Genomic DNA, 20030 nt, shown 5'->3' with positions numbered 1-20030 from the left:
GAATGTTTGTTTTCAAGCAAAAGACGGCGTACGAGGTTTCTAGCTGGCTCTGGGGCTCGGAGAAGTGTATGAGAGACAGCCCGCAGACGCCGCGAGGGCGACTAGGCGCGGTGTTCCGGGTCGCCAGCAGGCGGCGCAGGGAGTGCAGGCGGGCCGGGTCCGCGTGGCCCTCGGTGACCCACGCGTCCAGCGCGCAGTCCGGCTCGTCGTGGCTGCACGCGCGCGGGCACTCCACCGTTCCCGGCTCCAGGTCGGGGAAGGCGTGGATCACCCGGGACGGGTCCACGTGGTGCAGCCCGAACGACCGCACGCCCGGGGTGTCGATGACCCAGCCCGAGCCGCCGGGCAGCGGCAGGGCGAGCGCGGAGACGGTGGTGTGCCGGCCCCGGCCGGTGACCGCGTTGACCTCGCCCGTGGCCCGCTGCCGCTCCGGCACCAGCGCGTTGACCAGCGTGGTCTTGCCGACCCCGCTGTGCCCGACGAACGCGGTGACGCGCCCGGCCAGCAGCTCCCGCACCCGGCCCACGGTCTCCTCGTCGAACTCCTCGCGCGTGGTCACCACATGACGGATGCCGAGCGACCCGTAGCTGTCCAGCAGCGCGTCGGGCGGGGCCAGGTCGGACTTGGTGAGGATCAGCAGCGGGTCGAGCCCCGCGTCGAACGCCGCGACCAGGCAGCGGTCGATCAGGCGCGGTCTGGGCTCGGGGTCGGCGAGGGCCGTGACGATGGCCAACTGGTCGGCGTTGGCGACGACGACCCGTTCGAACGGATCGTCGTCGTCCGCGGTGCGGCGCAGCGCGGACCGGCGCTCCTCGACCCGCACGATCCGCGCCAGGGTGTCCTTGTCACCCGACAGGTCCCCGACGACGGCCACCCGGTCACCGACCACGACGCTCTTGCGGCCCAGTTCCCGGGCCTTCATCGCGGTGATCGTGCGGTCCCCGACCAGGCAGTGGACGCGGCCCCGGTCCACGGTGAGCACGAAGCCCTCGGTGGCGTCCTCGTGGGCCGGGCGGCGGTTGGTGCGCGGCCGGGTGCCCCGGCGGCTGGGGCGGACCCGGATGTCGTCCTCGTCGGTGTGCTTCCCGTACCGGCGCATGGCGGCCGACCTAGTCGCTCTCTCCCGAGAGCATCCGGTGCCACAGATCCGGGAAGTCGGGCATGGTCTTGCCGGTGGTCGCGATGTTCTCGATCTCGATGTCCTTCACGACGAGACCCAGGATCGCGCCCGCGGTCGCGAGCCGGTGGTCCTCGTAGGTGTGGAAGACGCCGCCGTGCAGCGGGCGCGGGCGGATGCGCAGACCGTCGGCGGTCTCGGTGACGTCGCCGCCCAGCGAGTTGATCTCCTTGGTCAGCGCGGCCAGCCGGTCCGTCTCGTGCAGCCGCAGGTGCGCGACACCGCGCAGCACGGACTCCGAGTCGGCCAGCGCGGCGACGGCCGCGATGCCCGGGGTCAGCTCGCCGACGTCGCTCAGGTCGGCGTCGATGCCGCGCACGCGCCCGGAGCCGGTCAGCGTCAGCCCCCGGTCGTCCAGGACGCAGCGTCCGCCCATGTCCGTGAAGATCCGCCGCAGCTCGTCACCGGGCTGCGTGGTCCGCCGGGGCCAGTCCGGGATGGTCACGGAGCCACCGGTGATCAGCGCGGCGGCCAGGAACGGCTGGGCGTTGGACAGGTCGGGCTCGACCACCAGGTCACGGCCGAGGAGCGCGCCCGCGGTGACCCGCCACACATTGGGCTCGCCGCCGGAGTCGGGCGAGTCCACCTGGGCGCCCGCCTTGCGCAGCATGTCCACGGTCATCCGGATGTGCGGCACGGACGGCAGGGTGCGGCCGGTGTGGCGGATCTCGATGCCCTGGTTGAAGCGGGGCGCGGAGAGCAGCAGGGCGCTGATGAACTGCGACGAGGTGGAGGCGTCGACCTCGACATGCCCCCCGTCGAGCGACCCGGCGCCGTGCACGGTCATGGGCAGCGCGCCGCGCCCGTCGTCCTCGACGCGGGCGCCGAGGGCCCGCAGGGCGTCGATCAGGCCGCCCAGCGGGCGCTCGTGGGAGCGGGGGTCGCCGTCGAAGCGCACCGGCCCCTCGGCGAGCGCGGCGAGCGGCGGCAGGAAGCGCATCACGGTCCCCGCGTTCCCCACGTCCACGGTGGCGGGCGCCTGCGGCATGCCGGGGATCACCCGCCAGGACTCGCCGCGGCCACGCGGCAGCCCGGAGACGGCGGAACTGGAGGAGACGGTCTCCTCGATGCTGATGCCCAGGGAGCGCAGCGCGTCGGCCATCAGGAGCGTGTCGCGGGAGCGCAGCGGGCGGCGCAGCCACCCCGGGTCGGCGGCGAGAGCGGCCAGGATCAGGGCGCGGTTGGTGACCGACTTGGATCCGGGCACCGTGACGGTCGCATCGACCGCGCCGGAGGCGAGGGGCGCGGGCCAGAGCGCGAGGTTTTCGCTGTGGTCGGTCATAAACACTCACTCTAGTGCGCGACGCGCCGCCTCCACCCGGAACTACAGGCCGAGCAGCCAGCGAGCGCCGCCGGTCAGGGACGTCAGGGTGACGGCGTGGAAGAACAGGAACCACATCGCGGCGGGCACGTGCGTCAGCCGGGCCAACTGGTCGGCGTCGGAGTCCCGGGCCGCGCCACGCCGGCGCTTGGTCTGGAGCTCGAACACCGGCCTGACGCCGCCCAGCAGCAGGAACCACACCACCAGATACGCGAACGCCGCCTGCACGTCCGGCCCGGTGAGCCAGGACACCAGCAGGAACGCGGCGCCGGTGAGGACCACGGCCAGCACGCCGTAGGCGTTGCGGACCATGACGAGCAGCGCGAGCAGGAGAGCGGTGGCCCCCCACAGCAGGGCGGTGATGCGGCCCTCGGAGAGCAGCGCCGCGCCGCCGAGCCCGAGCAGCGAGGGCGCGGTGTACCCGGCGGCGGCGGTGAGGATCATGCCGAAGCCGGAGGGCTTGCCACGGGAGACGGTGAGCCCGGAGGTGTCGGAGTGCAGCCGTATGCCCTCCAGCCGCCGCCCGGTCAGCAGGGCCATCAGCCCGTGGCCGCCCTCGTGCGCGATCGTGATGGTGGTGCGGGACAGGCGCCAGACGCCGAACGGCGTGACCGCCGCGAGGGCGAGGGCGGCCGTCCCGAGGATCAGCCAGAGCTCGGGCTCCGGCTGCGTGCCGGTCACCCGGTTCCACAACTCGTCGAAGTCAGCGATGTCCATAGCGGGCCGATTTTAGGGGCCCGCCGGTCAGTGTGGGGTTAATTCGCGGATTGTGTGATCGCTTGCTCTATCCGGGCGACGAGCGCGTCGGCGTCCACGCTCCCGTCGCCGGCCGCCAGCGTGGCGGTCAGCTCCGCGACGGCGGCCCGCAGCGCGGTCACCTCGGCGACGAGGGCGGTGAGGTGCCCCCAGGCGTCCTTGGTGGCGCCCTCGGCCTTGAACTGCCAGGTGTGGTGCGGCGACGAGGCGTCGTCCCACATCTGGCGGGCGTCCCGGCTGTCCAGCCGGGTGTCCTTGTACAGGGCCACCTGACGGGCTGCCGCCAGCGCGATCTTCTCGATGTCGTCGTCGGACACGGCCATGTCGTCCTCCTCCGGATTCCAGTCGGCGGCGTGCTTGAGTCGTTCCGCGACGCGCTTGCGCACGTCGCCCATCGTGATGCCGGGGCCGCGCGGGTCGATCTTCCCCGGCTGCCACTCCAGGTGGCCGATCACCGAGGTGTCGCCCGTGGTGCCCCAGCCGTGGGCCCGGCAGATCGCGGCGGAGGCGCGGACCGCGGCCTCGACCTGCTCGGGGGGCCACGGGTCCTTGTTGTCGCCGAGGTTGACGCACTCGAACCCGTAGAAGTGGGTGTTGCCGTCGGTGTCGGCCTCGTTGTCGGCGGGCAGGGACGCCTCGGCGATCACGGCGGCCAGGACGTCGCCGTCACCGGACCCGGCGTGGTTGGCCCGGCCGTTGCCGACCAGGTACACGGTGCCGTCCTTGGCGATGACACCGTGGCACAGCGGCCCCGGCAGGTCCGAGCGACCCGCGTAGCACAGCTCGACCGTCGCGTCGGTCCCCGTGGTGACGGTGTGGTGGATCATCACCCCGTTCACCGGTCCCCAGGGGCCCTTCTCATTGCGGTTGTTCGTGCGCCACGACTTGTACTCGACGACCTTGACGCCCTCGTTCTTCAGCGCTTTCAGCAGAGAGTCGGCGGAGAGTGGAGAAGCCACAGCAATCCCCCTTCGCTCCGGGGCGGGGCGCCCCGGACGCTGTAATCAGATTGCCACGGGGAGTGGCACCCCGTGCCCAACTTGACGGAAATAACGCCCTTTTGGGGGGCACGATGGACGATCGGCGCGGTGGCGCGCGAACCGGCGTGTTCCCGGTTGCGCCTGCGTCGGGCGGGCAGGGTGAGGGCAGGGCCGTCGACCGCGGTCCATGACATGTACAGGGGGTACCCGGTGTCGGTCCTGATCATCGGCCGCGGACGGAGCATCGTGGACAAGGCCGTCGCCACGCTGCGGGAGAACGGCTTCGAGGCGGCGGGCGTCACGGCGGACGAGGACGCCGTCCGCCTGCTGGCCGCGGGCGGCGTCGGCGCGCTGGTGATCGGCGGCGGCGTGGGCCCCGCGAGCCGTGAGCGGCTGGCCGGCCTGGCCCGCCCGGCGGGCGCCGAGGTCATCCACGGCCGCGTCGGCCGCGGCGGCATCCGCCGGTACGTCCGCCGCCACCTGATTCCCGAGCTCCGCCGGCTCCGGTCCTCCTGAGCCCACCCGGCCCCGGACCGCGCGAAGGCCCGGCCGCGCCGAACGCGAGCCGGGCCTTCGCCTGGGGTGGCGCGGTCAGGGGACCGGCGGGGTGACGGTCGACCAGCCGTCGTCCAGGGGGACGTCCGTGATCCAGCTGTCGTCCAGGGGCACCACGGTCGACCAGCCGTCGTCGGCCGGGGCGTCGTCGGCGAGCGCGGGACTGGCTCCGGCCGCCAGCAGCGCGGTCGCCGCGCCGGTCATGATCAGGCGTCGCACGCGTGTCATCGCTTCTCCATTCGCGAGCGTGAGAGGGGCTGTCCGGCGGCGGGCGACTCCCGGCGCCGGTACCGCGGGCGCCGGGCGGGGGGTGAACGGTCACCCGCCACGCCCGTCGCAAGCCCGGTGTTCCAGGGCTCTCCCCCGCCCGGCGCGTCCAGTCTGCCGGGGCCGGTCCCGCGGTGTCGTTGACGCGCAGTCCCCACCCGGACCGACTTTCCGTCTCCATCACCGACGACGGACGACGGCGCTGCCCGGCCGCGCGGCGCCGGCCGGCGGTTCGGGGCGCGAGCCCCGCCTTCGCGCCGGCGTCTCCCGACGCTCGCCATCACGGGGAGTATGAGAAGAACTTCCGACAGACGGGTTCCCGTCGTGTTCCCGGCTTCGCGACATGACGAAGGCCCGACCGCGTTTCCGCGGGTCGGGCCTTGATCGTCTGGGGTGAGCGACGGGACTTGAACCCGCGGCCACCTGGACCACAACCAGGTGCTCTACCAACTGAGCTACGCCCACCATGACCGGTTCAAGCGGGAGAAGAAACCCTTCCGCACCGGCCGGGTTATGAGTGTACAGGGTCCGCGGCCCTGCCGACGCCCGCGTTTCTCAGCGCACCACGTGCTGGGCGGCGATCCGTTTGGCCGCCTCGGAGTCGGGGCCCGGCTGCGGCACGAAGACGGCCTCGCGGTAGTACCTCAGCTCGGCGATGGACTCCTTGATGTCCGCCAGCGCCCGGTGGTTCCCGCCCTTCTCGGGGCTGTTGAAGTAGACCCGCGGATACCAGCGGCGGGCCAGCTCCTTCACCGAGGAGACGTCGATCACGCGGTAGTGCAGATGCGACTCCAGCAGCGGCATGTCCCGGGCGAGGAAGCCCCGGTCGGTGCCGATCGAGTTCCCGCACAGGGGGGTCTTCCCGGCCTCCGGCGCGTGCTCCCGGACGTAGTCCAGGACCAGCCGCTCCGCGTCGGCCAGCGTGGTGCCGCCCGGCAGCTCGTCCAGGAGCCCGGAGGCGGTGTGCATCGCCCGCACCACCTCCGGCATCGACGCCAGCGCCGCCTCCGGCGGGCGGATCACCACGTCCACCCCCTCGCCGAGCACGTTCAGCTCGGAGTCGGTCACCAGCGCGGCCACCTCGATGAGCGCGTCGTCGGCCAGCGAGAGTCCGGTCATCTCGCAGTCGATCCACACCATGCGGTCGTTCATGCGAACAACCTTACGTCGCCGGGCGCGACCGGTCCGCGAGCGTCGCTCACCCCGCGGGGCGCCCGCGCTGGCCCGGCAGGCGGGGCGAGAAGCCGTCGCCGACGGGCTTGCCGCGTTCCGCCGTGTCCTGCTGCCGCGCCCGGTACGCGGCCCGGTAGGCGGCCGGGGAGGAGCCGAGCTGCCGCCGGAAGTGACCGCGCAGGGCCACCGGCGAACGGAACCCGCAGCGGCCCGCGACCTCGTCCACCGAGTAGTCCGACACCTCCAGCAACCGCTGCGCCTGGAGCACCCGCTGGGTGATCAGCCACTGGAGGGGCGCGCTGCCGGTCAGCGCCCGGAAGCGGCGGTCGAAGGTGCGGCGGCTCATGTAGGCCCGCGCGGCCAGGGTCTCGACGTCGAACTGCTCGTGCAGGTGCTCCAGCGCCCACGCGACGACCTCGGCCAGCGGATCGGCTCCGATGTCCTCGGGTAAAGACCGGTCGAGGTGCCGGTGCGGCTGCGCCTCGGTGCCGGCGCCCCTGCGGGGCGGCAGCACCAGGCGGCGGGCCAGCGCGGCGGCGGCCTCCGGGCCGTGGTCCGTGCGGACGATGTGCAGGCACAGGTCGATCCCGGCGGCCGTGCCGGCGGAGGTCAGGATGTCGCCGTCGTCCACGTACAGCTCCCGGGGGTCCACATGGACCGACGGATAGCGCTTGGCGAGCGTCGGGGCGTACATCCAGTGGGTCGTCGCCGGGCGCCCGTCCAGCAGCCCGGCCGCGCCGAGGGCGAAGGCCCCCGTGCACAGCCCGACGATCCGGGCCCCCTCGGTGTGCGCACGGCGCAGCGCGGCGAGCGCGGGAGCCGGTGGCGGGCCGGTGATGGACCGCCAGGCCGGGACGATGACGGTGCCCGCCCTGGCGACGGCGCTGAGGCCGTAGGGGGCGCGCAGTTCGAGACCGCCGGTGGTGCGCAGCGGTCCCTCCTCGCCGGCGCAGGCGAGCAGACGGTAACGCGGCACCCCGGCATCCTGGCGATCGACGCCGAAGACGGACAGCGGGATGGAGCTTTCGAACATGGGACTGCCGCTGAACAGCACCACCGCGACGACTTCGCGGCGGCGGCGGGCAGCCAGCTTGACGGCGGGCTCGGGGCCGTGCGTTGGGTCCTGGTTCATGCTCCTCAGTTCCCTCGGTCGTCGCATCCTCTCGGTCCTGCCACGTTTCCCCCGACGTCATTGCCAAGATCGAATCTACTGTGTCGGTTGAGGTTGGCGGGACAAGTTCACCACTCGGCGCTAAGTCGACATGACAACGTGGCGTGAAGCATTCGATCAGGAAGCGTTACACGGACGGGCAGTTGGGGGAAGTGGGCCTCACCTCGGCACTCGTCGCCGGGAGGGCCCGGAACCGAGCCCGCGTCACCGCCCCGGCCTGCGAAAGGTGTTGTCGGGATGGGTGGGCAACGTGGTTCTGATGAGGGGAAGTTGGCTGAAAATAAAAGCTGTCGGCACGACAGTCCGACCGCGAGCGGGGCGTACGCCGGGGGCGTCCGCCGGTTCGCGGCGCTGTAGTTCCCCGGCCACCCTCAGCGAGCCGCCGCTGCTCGCGCGGGGGCGGACGCGGCGTCCGGGAGGCGGGCGCGGGGCGGCTCGCGGGGCCGGTCACGCTCCGGAGGCGGCCGTGTCGCGATGTGTCCGAAAGCATTGCGCGGCCGGGCGCCCGTAGGGCATGCTGCTCCGTCACGGCGTCAACGCAGGGTCTCCGGTTCCGCACGCACCGTTTCTGGGATCCGGCTGTCCGGCGCCGTACTCTGGAGGGAGAGCCACGGAAACGGCGAAGGATCTTCTCCGCTTCTCCGTGCGTCACCTCCATCCCCGACACGCTCACGAGGTTTCCTCACTGACCCCCGCTGAGGCTCCGATGGCTGGATACGACGTTCCCGAACCAGCGGATCGCAGGCGCGTCATCGACCCCGCGTCACCGCCCGACCCGGCCGCAGAGCCGCGGGTCTCGTGCGATCCGGCCTTCCAGCACGGCGTGGTCGTCGGATTCGACGGGTCCCTGTCGAGCGAACGGGCCCTGGCGTACGCGGTGGGCATGTCCCGGCGCTCCCGGTCCGGGCTGATCATCGTGCATGTCGCCAACCGCCTCCCCACCACCGTCTGGGCCGGCTGCGAGCCGCCCGCGCTGGTGGACGTGCCCGACCACAGCACCGAGGTGCTCGGGCTCGAACTGTCCTGCGCCGAGCACCTCGCGGACGTGCCGTGGGTGCTGCTGGAGCGCGGGGGTGACATCTGTCACGAACTGGAGGAGGTCGGCCGGGAGTTCTCGGCGGACGCCATCGTCGTGGGGGCCACGCACGGGCTGCTGGGCCGCCTCTTCGGCTCGGTCTCGGGCCGCCTGGCGCGCCGGGCGCGGCGTCCGGTGATCGTCATCCCCTGACCGGCGCGCCCGCCGGACAGCCCGACGCCCACGGATTCGCCGCAGAACCGCAGCTCACCGGGGATTCACCAAATTCATCCGCCACCAAGGGTGGATTGTGCGTTTGTGATGGGCATAAAGGGGACATCGACTGAGCTTGAGCCGCTCGGCGGGAGGTGACGGACCCGTCGACGGCTTCTCCCCGCCGGCGTAATGGGCGACGCCGGCGCGCATGGCGGCCCCCGGGGGTGCGTATGGTGGCACGCACCCCGGGGGTCGCCGCGTGTCCCGGGCGTTGCTCACGTCCCGGTCAGGGCCGCCTCACTCCACGGTGACGGACTTCGCCAGGTTCCGGGGCTTGTCGATGTCCCGGCCGAGGGCCAGGGCCGTGTGGTAGGCCAGCAGTTGGAGCGGGATGCCCATCAGCACCGGGTCCAGCTCGGGCTCGTTGCGCGGCACCACGATGGTGTCGTCGGCCTTCGGCTGCTCCTCGTGCGCCACGGCCAGGATGCGGCCGGACCGGGCCTTGATCTCCTCCAGCGTGGCGCGGTTCTTCTCCAGCAGCTCGTCGGTCGGAATGATCGCCACCGTCGGCACGGCCGGCTCGATCAGCGCCAGCGGGCCGTGCTTCAGCTCGGAGGCCGGATACGCCTCGGCGTGGATGTAGGAAACCTCCTTCAGCTTCAGGGACGCCTCCTTGGCCACCGGGAAGCCGCGCACCCGGCCGACGAACATCATGCTCTTGGACTCGGCGAACTCGGCCGCCACCTTCGCGATGCGGTCCTCGTCCCGGAGGATCTCCGCGATCTGCTCGGGCAGCTTCCGCAGCCCGTCGATGATCCGCTTGCCGTCCGCCACCGACAGGTCGCGGATGCGGCCGAGGTGCAGCGCGAGCAGCGCGAAGGCGACGGCCGTGTTGGTGAAGCACTTGGTGGAGACCACGCACACCTCGGGCCCGGCGTGGACGTAGACCCCGCCGTCCGTCTCGCGGGCGATGGCGGAGCCGACGACGTTCACCACGCCCAGCACCATGGCGCCCTTGCGCTTCAGCTCCTGGACGGCGGCCAGCGTGTCGTACGTCTCGCCGGACTGGCTGACGGCGATGTAGAGCGTGTCGGGGTCCACCACGGCGTTGCGGTAGCGGAACTCGCTGGCCGGCTCGGCGTCGGCCGGGATGCGGGCCAGTTCCTCGATGAGCTGCGCGCCGATCAGGCCCGCGTGGTAGGCCGAGCCGCAGCCGAGGATCTTCACCCGGCGGACGCCGCGCGCGGCGCGGGCGTCGAGGTTGAGCCCGCCGAGCCGGACGGTGGCGAACCGGTCGTCGATCCGGCCGCGCAGCACCCGGTCCACGGCGTCGGCCTGCTCGGCGATCTCCTTGTGCATGTACGTGTCGTGGCCGCCCATGTCGTAGCTCTCGGCCTCCCACTCCACGGTGGTCGGCGAGGCGGCGGTGCGGCTGCCGTCGGTGGTGTACGTGCGGTAGTCGTCGGCCTTGATGGTGGCCATCTCGCCGTCGTCCAGGGTGATGACCTGGCGGGTGTGGCTGATGAGCGCGGCCACGTCGGAGGCGACGAACATCTCCTTCTCGCCGATGCCGAGCACGACGGGCGAGCCGTTGCGGGCCACCACGATCCGGTCGGGGAAGTCGGCGTGCAGCACCGCGATGCCGTAGGTGCCCTCGATGTACCGCAGGGCCTCGCGGACCTTCTCCTCCAGCGTCTGCGCCTGGGCGCGGCCGATCAGGTGGGCCAGCACCTCGGTGTCGGTGTCGGAGGCCAGCTCCACGCCGTCGGCGGCGAGCTTGGCGCGCAGTTCGGCGGAGTTGTCGATGATGCCGTTGTGGACGACGGCGACCCGGCCGGGCCCGTCGAGGTGCGGGTGGGCGTTGACGTCGTTGGGCGCGCCGTGGGTGGCCCAGCGGGTGTGCGCGATGCCGCAGGTGCCGGAGAACCGGGCCGGTACCTTGCTCTCCAGCTCCCGCACGCGTCCGGCGTTCTTGACGGTCTTCAGACCGCCGCCCTTCCCGCTGCTGTGGATGGCGATGCCGGCCGAGTCGTAGCCCCGGTACTCCAGCCGCTGGAGACCCTCCAGGAGGAGGGGGGCCACATCTCGTTTCCCGATATATCCGACGATCCCGCACATAGGCGTTCCTCCTGCTGGTCTGTTGGGTCCCGCTCAGCCGTACACGATCCGCCGGAGCTGCCGCAGCGACAGTCCGGGCGGTGCCACCGCGCGATGCGGCAGCTCCGCCGCGATCCGCTCGAAGATCGCCTCGTTGGTCAGCCCCCGGGCGCGCAGCTCCCGGTGGCGCCTGCGGACGAACTCCTCGGCGGTCTCGTCGAAGTACGCCAGCACGTCGAGGACCACCCGCGCGGCTTCCCCGCGGGCGAGCGGGGTGCTGCGGACCAGGTGGTCCACGAGGTCGTCGTGGGGCGTACGGCGTTCGAGCACTCCTCGATACTGCGGAGCCGGGATGCTTTTCGCAACAATCCTGCCCGATTTCGGGCACGGGCGTGTCGGACGGGCCCCTTCCCCCGCCCGTGCCGGGGGTGGTGTACAGCCCGGCGCGCGACCGGCGCATGATGGAGCACGTGAAACGCGCTCCTTTACTTCTTCTGCTCCCGGCGCTGCTGTGCGCGCCCGTCCTGACCGCCTGCACCGATGACTCGGGCGACGACCCGGCCTCGGCGGACACGACGGCGGCGCCCGAGGCGGACCGGTCCGACCTGGAGGCCCGCGCCGCGGCCCTGGAGACCACGCTCGAACACGTCTACGTGATCGAGCTGGCGGGCTACGAGCTGGCCGAGCAGTCCGTCGCGCCCTCGGGCGAGGACGGCTACCAGAGCACCTACGTCTCCTCGGAGACCGGCACGCAGCTCCACCTGGTCGTGGACCGCGGCGAGGTGGACGAGGCGACGTGCGGCTGCGTGTACGACGTGGACGCCTGGTACCGCGTGCCCGCCGAGGGCGGCGGGCACGCGTACCTGCGGGAGGACAGCAACGGCACGGTGACGGTCGAGGCCGACCCGGAGGCGGTGTCCCGCGAGGATCTGCGCACGGCCCTGGCCTGGACCCGCCCGGCGACCGACGAGGAACTGGACGCGATCCTCCCGGAGGCCGGTTCCGAGCAGCCGGTGGAACGCGGTGACCTGCCGTCCGCGGGCGACGCCGCCCCCCAGGACCCGGAGAACGCGTCCGGCTGATCCGTCCGGGCGCTCACGCGGCTCCCAGCTCGCGGGCGATCAGCATCCGCTGGACCTCGCTGGTGCCCTCGCCGATCTCCAGGATCTTCGCGTCGCGCCACATCCGCGCCACCGGGTACTCGTTCATGAACCCGTACCCGCCGTGGATCTGGGTGGCCTCGCGGGCGTTCGTCACCGCCACGTCCGAGGAGTGGAGCTTGGCGATGGCCGCCGCCTTCTTGAACGGCTCGCCCGCCAGCAGCCGGGACGCCGCGTCGCGCCAGGCCGTCCGGGCGGTGTGGGTGCGGGCCTCCATGTCGGCCAGCTTGAACTGGATCGTCTGGTTGGCGCCGATCGGGCGGCCGAACGCCGTGCGGGTGCGGGCGTAGGCGAGGGACTCGTCCACGCAGCCCTGGGCCAGGCCGGTGGCGAGCGCCGAGATCGCGATGCGGCCCTCGTCCAGGATGCTGAGGAACTGGGCGTAGCCGCGGCCCTCCTCGCCGAGCAGGTTGGCGGCGGGGACGCGGACGTCGGCGAAGGACAGCTCGTGGGTGTCCGAGGCGTTCCAGCCGACCTTGGAGTAGGGCGGCGCGACCGTGAGGCCGGGGGTGCCGGCCGGGACGATGATCGTGGAGATCAGCGGTGCCCCGTCCGGGCGGCGGCCGGTGACGGCGGTGACGGTGATCAGGCCGGTGATGTCGGTGCCGGAGTTGGTGATGAAGCTCTTGGTGCCGTTGACGACCCACGCGTCGCCGTCCCGGACGGCCGTGGTGCTGGTGCCGCTCGCGTCCGAACCGCAGCCGGGCTCGGTCAGGCCGAAGGCGCCCAGGATCTCCCCGGCGCACAGCCGGGGCAGCCACTCCCGCTTCTGCTCCTCGGTGCCGAAGCGGTGGATCGGCATCGCGCCCAGCGAGACGCCCGCCTCCAGGGTGATGGCCACGGAGGAGTCCACGCGGGCCAGCTCCTCCAGGGCGAGGCAGAGGGCGAGGTAGTCCCCGCCCATGCCGCCGTACTCCTCGGGGAACGGCAGGCCGAAGAGGCCCATCTTCCCCATCTCCCGGACGATTTCGTAGGGGAACGTGTGGTGCTCGTAGTGCCCGGCGATCCGGGGGGCGACGACGTCGTGGGCGAACGCCTCGACGGTCCGGCGCAGCTGCTCGTGCTCGGGTGACAGGCGGTGGTCCACGTCGTCCTCATTCCTGGTCGGAGGGAGGGGAGAGCGCCCGCACGGTGCGGGACGGACTGGGCCGGCCGAGGTGTCCGGCCAGCCAGCGGCTGGTGGCGACGAGCCGGCCGAGATCGACCCCGGTCTCGACACCGAGGCCGTCGAGCATCCACAGCAGGTCCTCGGTCGCGAGGTTGCCGGTGGCGCTCCGGGCGAACGGGCAGCCGCCGAGCCCGCCGGCCGAGGCGTCCACGGTGGTGACGCCGTGCCGGAGGGCGGTCAGGGTGTTGGCGAGGGCCTGGCCGTAGGTGTCGTGGAAGTGGACGGCGAGCCGGCCGGCCGGGATGCCCGCCTCGCCGAGCGCGGTGAGCAGCGCGGTGACCCGGCCGGGGGTGGCGACGCCGATGGTGTCGCCGAGGCTCAGCTCGTCGCAGCCGAGGTCGGACAGGCGGCGCGCCACGCGGACCACCTGGCCGGGGGGCACGTCGCCCTCCCACGGGTCGCCGAAGCACATCGACAGATAGCCGCGCACCGGCACGCCGGCCGCGACCGCGCGGGCCACCACGGGGGTGAACATGGCGAGCGACTCGTCCACGGTCCGGTTGAGGTTGGCCCGGGCGAAGGACTCGGTGGCGCTGGCGAAGACCGCGACCTCGCGGGCGCCGAGGGCCAGGGCCCGGTCCAGGCCGCGCTCGTTGGGCACGAGGACCGGCAGCCGCACCCCGTCCAGGTCCCCCAGCAGGGGGAACAGCTCCTCGGCGTCCGCGAGCTGGGGCACCCAGCGGGGGTGCACGAAGCTGGTGGCCTCGATGGTGGTGAGCCCGGCGTCGGCCAGCCGGTGGATGAACTCGGCCTTCACGGCGGCCGGGACGACGACCGGCTCGTTCTGGAGGCCGTCCCTCGGGCCGACTTCGTGGATACGGACCCGCGCGGGGTACTCGTCGGGAACGGCCATCACGCCTCCCGGGGGGTGACCCGGGCGAGCACCTGATCGATGGCGACCGTGGCACCGGCCGTCACGTCGAGCGCGGTGACGGTCCCGTCGTGCGGGGCGGCGATGACGTGCTCCATCTTCATCGCCTCGACCACCAGCAGGCTCTGGCCCGCCGTCACCTCGTCACCCACGGCCGCCTTGACGACGGTGACCGTGCCGGGCATCGGTGCGGTCAGCGTCCCGGCGCCCTCCGCCCGGCCGCCGCCCGCCGCGGCGACCGGATCGTGGCCGTGCACGTGCCAGGCGTCGCCGTCGCGGCCCAGCCAGTGACCTTCGGCGATGGCGGCGTGGGCGAAGGCGTACGCGACCCCGGCGACCTCGACGCGCACCACGCCCTCGGCCGGGCCGTCGAGCAGTCGCGCCGGAACGGGCCCGCCGTCGCCGACCGCGACCTCGCCCGGCCGCACCCGCACCGTGACCGGCTCCCGGCCGGGCACGCGCAGCGGGTGCGCGGTCCAGGCGGGCTCGCCGCCCAGCCGCCAGCCGGACGGCACCGCGAACGGGTCGGTCCACTCCCCGGCGCGGGGGCGCGGCGCCAGGGCGGCGTGGCGCAGCAGCGCCGCCGCCGCGTAGACCTCGTCGGGCACCCCGGCCGGGACCAGCGACGCGGCGGCGGCGTCGATCAGGCCGGTGTCCATGTCGCCGGACCGGACGTCGGGGTGGGCCAGCAGGCGGCGCAGGAACCCGGTGTTGGTGTCCACGCCGAGGACGGTGGTGCGGGCGAGCGCGGCGCGCAGGCGGCGCAGGGCGGTGGCGCGGTCGGGGCCGTGGGCGACGACCTTGGCGAGCATCGGGTCGTAGGCGGTGGAGACCTCGGTCCCGGCCGCCAGCCCGGAGTCCACCCGCACCCCCTCCCCGGACGGCTCGCGCAGCAGCAGCACCGGTCCGGCCGAGGGCAGGAAGTCCACCCGGCCGCCGCCCTCGGCGACGCGGGCGGTCTCGGCGCAGATCCTGGCCTCGACGGCGTGCCCGGTGACGGTGATGTCGTCCTGGGCGAACGGCAGCGGCTCGCCCGCCGCGATCCGGAGCTGCCACTCGACCAGGTCCAGGCCGGTGATCAGCTCGGTGACCGGGTGCTCGACCTGGAGCCGGGTGTTCATCTCCATGAAGTAGTGCGTGGCGCGGTCGCCGCCCGGCACGATGAACTCGACGGTGCCCGCGCCCCGGTAGCCGCAGGCGCGGGCCGCGCGCACGGCGGCGGCGCCCATCGCGGCCCGGGGGGCGGCGTCGAGCAGCGGGCTCGGGGCCTCCTCGACGACCTTCTGGGGGCGCCGCTGGAGGGAGCACTCGCGCTCCCCGAGGTGGATCACCGTGCCGTGCCCGTCGGCCAGGATCTGGATCTCGATGTGCCGGGGCCGGTCGATCCACCGCTCGGCCAGCAGCGTGCCGTCGCCGAAGGAGGCGAGCGCCTCGCGGCGGGCCCCGGCGATCTGCTCGTCCAGCTCCGCCGCGTCGCGGACCAGCCGCATGCCCTTGCCGCCGCCGCCCGCCGACGGCTTGAGCAGCACCGGCATGCCCAGGGCGCGGGCGGCGTCGGCGAGGCCGTCGCCGTGCGCGCCCGGCACCACGGGAACCCCGGCGGCGGCGACGGTCTCCTTGGCGCGGATCTTGTCGCCCATCGTCTCGATGGCCTGGGCGGGCGGGCCGATGAACGTGAGCCCGGCACCGGTGACGGCCCGGGCGAACGCGGCGTTCTCCGCCAGGAATCCGTAGCCGGGGTGCACGGCCCGGGCGCCGGTCCGCGCGGCGGCCTCCAGCAGCCGGTCGGCCGACAGATAGCTCTCGGCGGCCGGCGCCGGGCCGATCCGCACGGCCATGTCCGCCGCGGCCACATGCGCCGCGCCTGCGTCGGCGTCGCTGTAGACCGCGACCGAGGCGACGCCGAGGCGGCGCAGGGTGCGGATGACGCGGACGGCGATCTCGCCGCGGTTGGCGACGAGCACCGTGTCGAACATCCCGGGCCTCATCAGGTCCCCTCCCTCACATCCGGAAGACGCCGTAACCGGTGGCGGGCAACGGCGCGTTGGCGCAGGCGGTCAGGGCCAGGCCCAGCACGGTCCTGGTCTGGAGCGGGTCGATCACGCCGTCGTCCCACAGGCGGGCCGTCGCGTAGTAGGCGCTGCCCTGCTCCTCGTAGCGGGCGCGGATCGGCGCCCTGAACGCCTCCTCGTCCTCGGCGCTCCACTCCTCGCCCTCGCGAAGCTGGTCCCGCTTGACGGTGGCGAGCACGGCGGCGGCCTGCTCGCCGCCCATGACGGAGATCTTGGCGTTGGGCCACATCCACAGGAACCGGGGCGAGTACGCCCGGCCGCACATCGAGTAGTTGCCCGCGCCGTAGGAGCCGCCGACGACGACCGTCAGCTTCGGCACCCGGGCGCAGGCCACGGCCGTCACCATCTTGGCGCCGTGCTTGGCGATGCCGCCCGCCTCGTAGGCGCGGCCGACCATGAACCCCGAGATGTTCTGCAGGAAGAGCAGCGGGATGCCGCGCTGGTCGCACAGCTCGACGAAGTGCGCGCCCTTCTGGGCGGATTCGGAGAACAGGACCCCGTTGTTCGCCACGATCCCGACCGGATGGCCGTGGAGGCGCGCGAAGCCGGTGACCAGGGTGGTGCCGAACTCGGCCTTGAACTCCTGGAACCGGGAGCCGTCCACCAACCGGGCGATCACCTCCCGCACGTCGTACGCGGTCCGGGGGTCGGCCGGGACCACGCCGTACAGCCCGGCCGGGTCGACGGCCGGCTCCTCGGCCGGGCGCACGGTCCACGGCAGCGGGCCGCGCTCCGGCAGCGTCGCGACGATCGAGCGGACGATGCGCAGCGCGTGCGCGTCGTCCTCGGCGAGGTGGTCGGTGACGCCGGAGACCCGGGCGTGGACCTCGCCGCCGCCCAGCTCCTCGGCGGTGACGACCTCGCCGGTGGCGGCCTTCACCAGCGGCGGGCCGCCGAGGAAGATCGTGCCCTGGCCGCGCCCGATGACCGCCTCGTCGCTCATCGCCGGGACATCCGCGCCGCCCGCCGTGCACGAGCCGAGCACGGCGGCGATCTGCGGGATGCCCTGGGCGGACATCCGGGCCTGGTTGTAGAAGATGCGCCCGAAGTGCTCGCGGTCGGGGAAGACTTCGTCCTGGAGCGGCAGGAAGGCGCCGCCGGAGTCGACCAGATAGAGGCAGGGCAGCCGGTTCTCCAGCGCCACCTCCTGGGCGCGCAGATGCTTCTTGACGGTCATCGGGTAGTACGTCCCGCCCTTGACCGTCGCGTCGTTCGCCACGACGACCGTCTCGCGCCCGCTCACCCGGCCGATCCCGGCGATCACTCCGGCGGCCGGGGCCTGCCCGTCGTACATCCCGTCGGCGGCGAGCGGCGCCAGCTCCAGGAACGGGGAGCCGGGGTCGAGCAGGGCGTCCACCCGGTCACGCGGCAACAGCTTGCCGCGCGCGGTGTGCCGGGCGCGGGCGCGCTCCCCGCCGCCGAGGCGGGCGGCGGCGAGCTTCTCCCGCAGCCGGGCCGCCAGCTCGCGGTGGGCGGCCTCGTTGGCCCGGAAGGTGTCGGACGTGGGGTCGGCGGTGCTGGTCAGCGTCGGTGCCTGCCGCATGCCGTCCAGGTTAACGCTCGCTAACCACCGTGTCTACAATGGGCTCTCATGACCACCACCTCGCCCGCCTCCCCCGCCTCGACACGCCGGGAGCAGATCCTCCGGGAAGCCTCCCGGCTCTTCGCCGAACGCGGCTTCCACGGCGTCGGCGTGGACGAGATAGGCGCCGCGGTCGGCATCAGCGGCCCCGCGCTGTACCGGCACTTCACCGGCAAGGACGCGATGCTCACCGAGCTGCTGGTGGGCATCAGCAGCCGGCTGAGGGACGGCGGCAGCCGGCGCGTCGCGGAGGCCACCGCCGCCGGACTGCCGGCCGAGGCGGCGCTGGACTCGCTGATCACCGGCCACATCGACTTCGCACTGGACGACCGGGCGCTGATCACCCTCCACGACCGGGAGCTGGACCGGCTGCCCGGGGCCGAGCGCAAGCGGGTGCGGCAGCTCCAGCGGCAGTACGTGGAGCTGTGGGTGGAGGTGGTGCGGCGGGTGCACGCCCGGCTCCCCGAGGACCAGGCCCGCATCTGCGTGCACGCCGTCTTCGGCCTGCTCAACTCCACCCCCCACCTCTTCCGGCCCAGCTCGCTCCCCGACCGGGACGCGACGGCCGCGCTGCTCCACCGGATGGCCCGGGGCGCCTTCGCCGCGGCCGACGCCCGGGCGGCCGGCTCCTGACACCGGCCGCCTAGGCCGTCAGCTCCTGGCGCAGGGCGTCCCGGAGCCGGGCGGCGCGCTCGGTGACCTCCGTGGGGCCCAGCTCCATCGCCCGGGTGCACCACGTGCCGCCGCCCGCCAGGTCGCCCCGGCGCGAGGCCAGCAGCGCCAGCCGCAGCGCCGCCCGGCCGTGGCCGGCCTCCGCCGCCCTGGTCCACCACAGCGCCGCCTCCGGCTCACTGCCCTCACGGGCCAGCAGCAGGCCCAGGTTGAACGCGCCGTTGCTGCTGCCGGCCTCGGCCGCCGCCCGGTACCAGCCCGCCGCCTCGACGATGTCGCCGCGCGCCGCCGCGCACATGCCCAGGCGGACCTGGGCGCGGCGGTGCCCCTGCTCGGCCGCCCGGGCGTACCAGCCCTCGGAGACCTCCCCGGGGCCCCCACGCCGCTCCAGCAGCACGGCCCGCCGGAACGCGCCCTCGACGCTGCCGCCCTCGGCGGCCTGCCGCAGGCACTCCTCGGCCCGCGCCTGGTCCGCCTCGGACCCGCCGCCGCGCAGCAGCCCGACGGCGATCTGGAGCGCCGCCTCGGCGTGCCCGGCGGCGGCGGCCTGCTCGTACCAGTGCAGCGCCTGCTCCGCCTCGCCGCGCCCGGCGTGCAGGATGCCCAGGTTGAACGCCGCGTCCACGCTGCCCGCCTCGGCGGCCTTCGAGAACCACGGCTCGGCCCCCGACGCGTCGCCGCGCTGGAGCAGCAGGACGGCCAGCGCGTTCGCCGCCTCCCGGTGCCCGGCGTACGCCGCGTGCCGGTACCACTGCTCGGCCTGCGCCATCCGGCCCTGCGCCGAGCAGAGCAGCGCGAGGTTGAACGCGCCGTTGACGTCCCCGGCGTCCACCGCCGCGCGGTACCAGCGCTGCGCCTCCTGACGCTCGCCCCGCTCCGCGTGCAGCGCGCCCAGCGCGTTGGCCGCCGGGCCGTCGCCGTCCCGGGCCGCCTGGCGCCACCAGCGTTCGGCGGCGGCCACGTCGCCCGCGTCGCGCAGCAGGAAGCCGAGCGCGCGGGCGGCGCGCGGCTCGCCTGCCTCGGCGGCGCCCGCGTACCAGCGGCCGGCCTCGGTCGTCTCGCCGCGCTCCTCCAGCAGCGCGCCGAGCCGCAGGGCGGCGCGGCGGTGGCCCCGGGCCGCGGCCTGACGGAACCACGGCTCGGCCGCGGCACCGTCCGACTCGGCGATCAGACAGGCGTACCGGTACGCCGCCTCGCGGTGACCGCGCTCGGCCGCCGCGCGGAACCACCGCTCGGCGCCGGGCGCCGCCCGGTGGTCGAGCAGGTCGGCGAGGGCGTAGGCGCCGGAGGGGTGACCGGACTCGGCGGACTGCCGCAGCCAGTACTCCGCGGCCACCTCGTCACCGCGCTCGCGGTGGTGACGGCCGAGAGCGTGCGCCGCCGCGGCGGAACCCGCGACCGCGGCGATCCGCCACCACTCGGCCGCCTCCTGGACCCGGCCGGACTGATGGAGAAGGACACCGAGGTTGTTGGCGGCCGAGCGCTCACCGTCGGACGCGGCGGCGCGCAGCGGCGCCTCGGCCCGGTCGAGATCGCCAAGACGCAGCAGCCGCGCACCCTCCCGCGCCGCCGCATGGCTGCTCTCGAACCTTGCCATGTCCCCCATAAGGTCCATAGTGGCACCACCTGAAACCTGCGTACACCTGGTATACCGCAGCCCGTGAAGTAACTTCAGCGTTTTGTCGACTTCCCGACATAGCTGCATCCAAACACAGTTCCGGCGGGAGTTGTTCAGCTTCTTCCCGCTTCCCGGGGGCGGGCTGACGGGCCCTCGCAT

The 20030-nt window shown here is 73.6% G+C and carries 17 protein-coding genes, 1 tRNA gene and 1 pseudogene; 4 read left to right on the top strand and 15 right to left on the bottom strand.

The genetic code is table 11. The features are described from left to right. Positions 1–115: 115 nt before the first annotated feature. The 4 genes and pseudogenes from rsgA to BN2279_RS28175 all read right to left on the bottom strand — a co-directional run. A pseudogene (gene rsgA, locus BN2279_RS24790) lies at positions 116–1099 on the bottom strand (ribosome small subunit-dependent GTPase A); the annotation flags it as partial. 10 nt (positions 1100–1109) lie between these two features. Then, entirely contained in the window at positions 1110–2459 is a 1350-nt protein-coding gene (gene aroA, locus BN2279_RS24785) for a 3-phosphoshikimate 1-carboxyvinyltransferase (RefSeq protein ID WP_059013264.1), read from the bottom strand. A 42-nt stretch (positions 2460–2501) separates the two neighbouring features. Further along, complete coding sequence (locus tag BN2279_RS24780) at positions 2502–3215, bottom strand: M50 family metallopeptidase (RefSeq protein ID WP_059013263.1); 714 nt, start codon at positions 3213–3215, stop codon at positions 2502–2504. Between the two features lie 38 nt (positions 3216–3253). After that, positions 3254–4213: a peptidoglycan recognition protein family protein gene (locus BN2279_RS28175; protein WP_104531116.1), complete on the bottom strand. Its 960-nt coding sequence runs from the start codon at positions 4211–4213 to the stop codon at positions 3254–3256. A 213-nt stretch (positions 4214–4426) separates the two neighbouring features. Here BN2279_RS28175 and BN2279_RS28810 point away from each other — a divergent pair, with 213 nt between their 5' ends. Continuing rightward, complete coding sequence (locus tag BN2279_RS28810; RefSeq protein WP_059013262.1) at positions 4427–4750, top strand: hypothetical protein; 324 nt, start codon at positions 4427–4429, stop codon at positions 4748–4750. A 75-nt stretch (positions 4751–4825) separates the two neighbouring features. Here the strand turns inward: BN2279_RS28810 and BN2279_RS28805 are convergent, their stop codons facing one another. The 4 genes from BN2279_RS28805 to BN2279_RS24750 form a co-directional block, all read right to left on the bottom strand. Beyond that, complete coding sequence (locus tag BN2279_RS28805) at positions 4826–5017, bottom strand: hypothetical protein (RefSeq protein WP_059013261.1); 192 nt, start codon at positions 5015–5017, stop codon at positions 4826–4828. 428 nt (positions 5018–5445) lie between these two features. After that, a tRNA-His gene (locus BN2279_RS24760) sits at positions 5446–5521 on the bottom strand. A gap of 90 nt (positions 5522–5611) precedes the next feature. Continuing rightward, positions 5612–6208, bottom strand: a complete 597-nt coding sequence (orn, locus tag BN2279_RS24755) for an oligoribonuclease (protein WP_059013260.1) — start codon at positions 6206–6208, stop codon at positions 5612–5614. Positions 6209–6254: 46 nt separating this feature from the next. Further along, on the bottom strand, positions 6255–7361 hold the full coding sequence (locus tag BN2279_RS24750) for a GlxA family transcriptional regulator (protein WP_059013259.1): 1107 nt from the start codon (positions 7359–7361) through the stop codon (positions 6255–6257). A 745-nt stretch (positions 7362–8106) separates the two neighbouring features. Here BN2279_RS24750 and BN2279_RS24745 point away from each other — a divergent pair. Beyond that, positions 8107–8628 (top strand): universal stress protein, encoded by a 522-nt coding sequence (locus tag BN2279_RS24745; RefSeq protein WP_059013258.1) that lies wholly within the window; start codon positions 8107–8109, stop codon positions 8626–8628. Between the two features lie 300 nt (positions 8629–8928). Here BN2279_RS24745 and glmS read toward each other — a convergent pair whose 3' ends face one another. Both glmS and BN2279_RS24735 read right to left on the bottom strand, forming a co-directional pair. Continuing rightward, positions 8929–10749, bottom strand: coding sequence for a glutamine--fructose-6-phosphate transaminase (isomerizing) (gene glmS / locus BN2279_RS24740; protein WP_059013257.1), 1821 nt, complete (start codon positions 10747–10749; stop codon positions 8929–8931). Positions 10750–10782: 33 nt separating this feature from the next. Further along, positions 10783–11058, bottom strand: coding sequence for a hypothetical protein (locus BN2279_RS24735; protein ID WP_059013256.1), 276 nt, complete (start codon positions 11056–11058; stop codon positions 10783–10785). Between the two features lie 140 nt (positions 11059–11198). Between BN2279_RS24735 and BN2279_RS24730 the strand changes: the two genes are divergently transcribed. Continuing rightward, on the top strand, positions 11199–11810 hold the full coding sequence (locus tag BN2279_RS24730) for a hypothetical protein (RefSeq protein ID WP_234348079.1): 612 nt from the start codon (positions 11199–11201) through the stop codon (positions 11808–11810). Positions 11811–11823: 13 nt separating this feature from the next. Here BN2279_RS24730 and BN2279_RS24725 read toward each other — a convergent pair whose 3' ends face one another. The 4 genes from BN2279_RS24725 to BN2279_RS24710 are packed head-to-tail and all read right to left on the bottom strand — an operon-like array spanning position 11824 to position 17542. After that, a complete protein-coding gene (locus BN2279_RS24725; RefSeq protein ID WP_059013254.1) occupies positions 11824–12975 on the bottom strand; it encodes an acyl-CoA dehydrogenase family protein in 1152 nt (383 codons plus the stop codon). Between the two features lie 7 nt (positions 12976–12982). Further along, positions 12983–13909 carry a hydroxymethylglutaryl-CoA lyase gene (locus BN2279_RS24720; protein ID WP_059013253.1) on the bottom strand — a complete coding sequence of 309 codons (927 nt, stop codon included), beginning with the start codon at positions 13907–13909 and terminating at the stop codon, positions 12983–12985. After that, a complete protein-coding gene (locus BN2279_RS24715; RefSeq protein ID WP_059013252.1) occupies positions 13909–15903 on the bottom strand; it encodes an acetyl/propionyl/methylcrotonyl-CoA carboxylase subunit alpha in 1995 nt (664 codons plus the stop codon). Before BN2279_RS24715 ends, BN2279_RS24720 begins: the two co-directional genes overlap by 1 nt. A 25-nt stretch (positions 15904–15928) precedes the next feature. Continuing rightward, the gene (locus BN2279_RS24710) at positions 15929–17542 is read right to left on the bottom strand and encodes a carboxyl transferase domain-containing protein (RefSeq protein ID WP_059013251.1); all 1614 of its coding nucleotides are present in this window, start codon (positions 17540–17542) and stop codon (positions 15929–15931) included. A 48-nt stretch (positions 17543–17590) separates the two neighbouring features. Between BN2279_RS24710 and BN2279_RS24705 the strand changes: the two genes are divergently transcribed. Next, complete coding sequence (locus tag BN2279_RS24705) at positions 17591–18214, top strand: SACE_7040 family transcriptional regulator (protein ID WP_059013250.1); 624 nt, start codon at positions 17591–17593, stop codon at positions 18212–18214. 10 nt (positions 18215–18224) lie between these two features. On the opposite strand, the gene BN2279_RS24700 is transcribed toward BN2279_RS24705, so the two are convergent. After that, a complete protein-coding gene (locus tag BN2279_RS24700) occupies positions 18225–19859 on the bottom strand; it encodes a tetratricopeptide repeat protein (protein ID WP_059013249.1) in 1635 nt (544 codons plus the stop codon). Between the last annotated feature and the right edge of the window lie 171 nt (positions 19860–20030).

This window comes from Streptomyces specialis (genome assembly GCF_001493375.1).
GTDB classification, from domain to species: domain Bacteria; phylum Actinomycetota; class Actinomycetes; order Streptomycetales; family Streptomycetaceae; genus Streptomyces; species Streptomyces specialis.
The sequence above is the reverse complement of the archived record's forward strand: the minus strand, read 5'-3'. Positions and strand labels throughout refer to the sequence as shown.